Source organism: Streptococcus sp. 1171_SSPC (assembly GCF_001069335.1).
GTDB classification, from domain to species: Bacteria; Bacillota; Bacilli; order Lactobacillales; family Streptococcaceae; genus Streptococcus; species Streptococcus xiaochunlingii.
The window spans coordinates 1-2,405 of record NZ_JWAK01000041.1; the positions used below are offsets into that span (position 1 = coordinate 1).

The 2,405-nt window shown below is 31.1% G+C and carries 4 protein-coding genes; all 4 read left to right on the forward strand.

Annotated features, from left to right (window positions below; genetic code table 11):
• Positions 1 to 722 precede the first annotated feature (722 nt).
• The 4 genes from ADF75_RS08700 to ADF75_RS08715 all read left to right on the forward strand — a co-directional run bounded on the left by ADF75_RS08700 (position 723) and on the right by ADF75_RS08715 (position 2,402).
• The gene (locus ADF75_RS08700) at positions 723 to 962 is read left to right on the forward strand and encodes a GlsB/YeaQ/YmgE family stress response membrane protein (protein WP_048789844.1); all 240 of its coding nucleotides are present in this window, start codon (positions 723 to 725) and stop codon (positions 960 to 962) included.
• 79 nt (positions 963 to 1,041) lie between these two features.
• On the forward strand, positions 1,042 to 1,608 hold the full coding sequence (gene amaP / locus ADF75_RS08705; RefSeq protein WP_048789845.1) for an alkaline shock response membrane anchor protein AmaP: 567 nt from the start codon (positions 1,042 to 1,044) through the stop codon (positions 1,606 to 1,608).
• A gap of 11 nt (positions 1,609 to 1,619) precedes the next feature.
• A complete protein-coding gene (locus ADF75_RS10060; RefSeq protein ID WP_048789846.1) occupies positions 1,620 to 1,790 on the forward strand; it encodes a DUF2273 domain-containing protein in 171 nt (56 codons plus the stop codon).
• A 12-nt stretch (positions 1,791 to 1,802) separates the two neighbouring features.
• Positions 1,803 to 2,402 carry an Asp23/Gls24 family envelope stress response protein gene (locus ADF75_RS08715; protein WP_048789847.1) on the forward strand — a complete coding sequence of 200 codons (600 nt, stop codon included), beginning with the start codon at positions 1,803 to 1,805 and terminating at the stop codon, positions 2,400 to 2,402.
• Positions 2,403 to 2,405: the final 3 nt, after the last annotated feature.

The following is a 2,405-nucleotide window of genomic DNA, read 5'->3' on the forward strand; positions in this document are numbered from 1 at the left end:
TTAAAGAAGTCGCAGAAGACGCAAAAGATGCCGTTGAAGGCGCAATCGAAGGCGTTAAGAATATGATTAAAGGTGATGACAAATAATAGTTAATAGTTATCTTTCAATCGTAAATAGTTAATCTTATAAGCACTCTAAATTCTATAGTTTTAGCTCAATCATAGAAGTTAGGGTGCTTTTTAATCAAATGTTTTAAGAAAATGTTACTATTCTGTATGTTTTAGGGAATCTAAAAAAAATTTTTTATGATATACGCAATTGGCGATATCTCTGCGTTGCACTTATAAATTGGTGAGAAAATACACAATTTTTAATTTATTTTATGCATCAAATAAACATACATGATATAGAAGAAAGCAAAGAATTATAAAAAACATATTCAAATAAAACAGGTATATAAATCAACATATAACGGCATAACTCAGCATATATTTGCTATTTTTGAAAGCGAAAACAACATTACTATTTAGGGATTTTGTGTTATAACTTAATATATTTCAGCAATTTTAAAAAAGTCAAACACTTTAGTTGACTTACCATAAATAATAGCGTATGATTATATTAATCTTAGAAAAGAAAGCGTTTGAATTTTTATTCAATAAGAAACTTTTAGCTAAAAATCAAAATAATAAAACAATTAAAATGTTATATTCTTCATACTTACTTATTGAATATGATTTAAATAACTTTAACTTTTCTTTGAGATAGAAAGGAGGCCCATTATGCTTTGGTCTATTATTGTAGGAGGCCTTATAGGTCTCGTAGCGGGTGGAGTCACTAAAAAAGGTGGATCTATGGGTGTAATTGCTAATGTTTTAGCAGGTTTAATTGGTTCATCCGTTGGACAGTCCCTTCTGGGATCCTGGGGTCCATCTTTAGCAGGTATGGCTTTGCTTCCTTCTATTGCGGGTGCAGTTATTGTTGTTTCCGTAGTGTCGTTTTTCTTAGGAAAAAAAGAATAATGTTCTTTTTCAAGAATGAATCATAATCTTTAAGACAGGGCAAGGTTATGATTTGATTATATTCATGAAAGGATTCAATATGTCAAAATCTAAGAAAATACTTTCTCTTATATTTTGTATTTTAATCTTGACAATTTTGATTCCTATTTTGCTAGATTACCATAAAGTTAGCGGTTTAGGACTTCAATTAGTTAATTGGAAGAGAATTTCCTTTTTAGGATATTATCTTTCAAGATATCTTTTCTGGGGTACCTTGGTTCTCTCAATTTTAATTTTATTATTCATGCTAGTGATCATCTTTTATCCTAAACAACATTTAGAGATAAAATTAGAAGATGCTGGTGGTGAGCTAAAACTAAAAAATTCTGCTATTGAAGGATTTGTTCGTAGTGTAGTTAATGAAAACAACTTCATTAAGAATCCTAAAGTTCGTGTAAATAGCCGGAAAAATAAATGTTTAGTTTACGTGGAAGGAGAAATTCTTCCTTCAGATAATATTATTAAACGAACTCAATCTATAAAAGATGAAATCGGTAATGGATTAACACAGTTTTTTGGAATGAATCATGGTGTTAAGCTTGATGTTTCTGTAAAAGATTATAAGCCTAAAACACCAACTAAAAAACCTGTGAGTCGTGTAAAGTAAGGAAGTAAAAAATGGAATGGTTTAAAAAATACCAGTATCCACTACTGTCTGGATTAGCAGGTGTTATTTTAGCTTGCTGTATCTTGTCCTATGGGTTCTTTAAAACATTGTTTGTTTTAATCTTCGCCGTCTTAGGAGCTGGAGTTGGATATTATTTACAACAAAAAGGACTATTTAAATAAAAGGAGTTTCATATGTCAAACGAAAAAAATGTAAACACAACAAATGTAGATAAACAAGAACCTACTAAAAAAGTAGATGCAGTAAAAGGTGAATTGACTTACGAAGATAAAGTCATCCAAAAAATCATCGGACTTTCACTAGAAAAAGTAGACGGCTTGTTGGCTGTAGATGGAGGATTTTTCTCTAATCTAGCTGATAAGATCGTCAATACTGACAATGTTGCCAATGGAGTAAATGTTGAAGTTGGTAAAGAACAAGTCGCTGTTGACTTGAATGTAGTAGTGGAATATCAAAAGAATGTTCCTGACTTGTACAAACACATTAAAGAAGTAGTTGCAGAACAAGTTTCTAAGATCACAGATTTGGAAGTTGTCGAAGTAAACGTGAATGTTGTTGATATTAAAACGAAAGAACAACATGAAGCAGATTCAGTAAGCTTGCAAGATCGTGTAACTGGAGTTGTCGAAACAACAGGTGAGTTTGCATCTGAACAGTTTGAAAATGTTAAAACAGGTTTGGGTAATGGATTCTCAGCAGTTAAAGAAAAAGTTGGTGAAGGCGTAGAAGCTGTAACTGACTCTTCATCAAATGAAAAACCACGTGTTCATTAATTT

Excerpts from the sequence above, each read along its gene's own strand:
- amaP (WP_048789845.1), top strand. The coding sequence starts at position 1,042 with ATGTCAAAATCTAAGAAAATACTTTCTCTTATATTTTGTATTTTAATC.
- ADF75_RS08715 (WP_048789847.1), top strand. The coding sequence starts at position 1,803 with ATGTCAAACGAAAAAAATGTAAACACAACAAATGTAGATAAACAAGAA.
- ADF75_RS08700 (WP_048789844.1), top strand. The coding sequence starts at position 723 with ATGCTTTGGTCTATTATTGTAGGAGGCCTTATAGGTCTCGTAGCGGGT.
- ADF75_RS10060 (WP_048789846.1), top strand. The coding sequence starts at position 1,620 with ATGGAATGGTTTAAAAAATACCAGTATCCACTACTGTCTGGATTAGCA.